The organism is Actinomadura sp. CNU-125, from assembly GCF_001942465.1.
GTDB lineage: Bacteria > Actinomycetota > Actinomycetes > Streptosporangiales > Streptosporangiaceae > Spirillospora.
This window is the reverse complement of record NZ_MKJY01000525.1, coordinates 1-1,473: the sequence shown is the minus strand read 5'-3', so window position 1 is coordinate 1,473 and position 1,473 is coordinate 1. Positions and strand designations below refer to the sequence as shown.

Sequence of the window (1,473 nt, the reverse complement as noted above, 5' to 3'; positions counted from 1 at the left end):
GGCGCGCGTCCGCCCGGCGTACCGCAGCGCGGGGTGGAACCGGGGCGCGAAGCAGAAGGTGATGCCGGTCTCCGCGACGACCCGCGCGGTCGCCTCGGGGGACAGGTCGATGGCGACGCCCAGGTGCTCCAGCAGGTCGGCGGAGCCGCACGACGACGACGCGGCCCGGTTGCCGTGCTTGACGACCGTGACGCCCGCCGCCGCGGCGACCACCGCCGCCATCGTGGACACGTTCACCGTGTGGGCGCGGTCGCCGCCCGTCCCGACCAGGTCGGCGATCGGACCGGGCACGTGGATCGGCGTGGCGTTGTCCATCATGCCCTCGGCGAGCCCGGAGACCTCGGCGACGGTCTCGCCCTTGGCGCGCATCGCGACGGCGAAGCCCGCGATCTGCACGTCGGTGGCGTCCCCCGCCATGATCGTGTTCATGGCCCAGGACGTCTCCTCGCTCGTCAGCGATTCGCCGTCGAGCAGCGCGTTCAGCAGTGCGGGCCAGGTCGTGCGCGCGTCCATGTCTCCCCAAGGATGAGGTCGGTCACCGGGGGACGCGCGGGACGGCTTCCCGGCCGGGGCTGCTGGCCGGGGCTCCGCCCCCGCCTCCCCGGCGAGCTGGGCTTACAGGGCCGGAAGGCGGTTCTCGAGGCGCCGGCGCATGAGGCCGGCGAGCGCGTTCGCCAGGGCCATCGGGTCCAGCGGCAGGGCGACCACGGCGTCGGCGCGCGACCAGGTCGCGAGCCAGCCGTCGTCGCGCCGGGCGATGATGGCCAGCACCGGAGGGCAGTCGAAGACCTCGTCCTTGGCCTGGCGGCACACGCCGAGCCCGCCCGCGGGCTGCGCCTCGCCGTCCACGACGAGGACGTCGATGCCGCCCTCGTCGAGCCGCCGCACCACGGCGGGCTGCGTCGCGCACTCGACGAACTCGACCCGCGGCACGTCGGCGGCGGGACGTCGCCCGATCGCCGTCCGGATCTGGGCGCGGGTGTTCGCGTCGTCGCTGTAGACGAGAACCTTCATCGGGCTCTCCGGGGCGGTGCTCATGTCGATGAAGGTTACCCGGTCCGCGCCGCGCGCACGAGATCCAGGGCGGGTTTTCGGCGGTCGGGCGGGCATCCGGCGGGTCGGCGGGCGGGTCGTCGGGCGGTCTTCGGGAACACGCCCGGGAACTCTAGGAGGGGGGTCATGCGTCACTCACGGGATGGGGGCGCAATAATGCTGCCCGTGACAGCATCCGCGATAGAGACAACACCTCACGCACGGGCGAACCGTCCCAATCTGGTCAGCGTGGGGACGATCGTTTGGCTGTCGTCCGAGCTGATGTTCTTCGCGGCGCTGTTCGCGATGTTCTTCACGATCCGCTCCGTGACGATCGGCCAGTCCGGACAAGACGCTTGGCCGGGCGCCCCGCTCGACGTTCCGTACGCGTCGATCAACACCACCATCCTGGTGCTGTCCTCGGTGACGTGCCAGATGGGC

2 protein-coding genes and 1 pseudogene are annotated in these 1,473 nt (G+C 72.2%); 1 reads left to right on the top strand and 2 read right to left on the bottom strand.

Annotated features, from left to right (window positions below; translation table 11 throughout):
• Positions 1-513: anthranilate phosphoribosyltransferase (trpD, locus tag BJF79_RS39650; RefSeq protein WP_075905135.1), on the bottom strand; the 513-nt coding region annotated here is incomplete at its 3' end.
• Between the two features lie 102 nt (positions 514-615).
• Complete coding sequence (locus BJF79_RS39645) at positions 616-1,038, bottom strand: response regulator transcription factor (protein ID WP_075895994.1); 423 nt, start codon at positions 1,036-1,038, stop codon at positions 616-618.
• Positions 1,039-1,209: 171 nt separating this feature from the next.
• Here BJF79_RS39645 and BJF79_RS39640 point away from each other — a divergent pair.
• A pseudogene (locus BJF79_RS39640) lies at positions 1,210-1,473 on the top strand (heme-copper oxidase subunit III); the annotation flags it as partial.

What these genes read in the sequence shown, in the direction of transcription:
- BJF79_RS39645 (WP_075895994.1), bottom strand. Translation starts at nt 1,038, where the DNA reads ATGAGCACCGCCCCGGAGAGCCCGATGAAGGTTCTCGTCTACAGCGAC.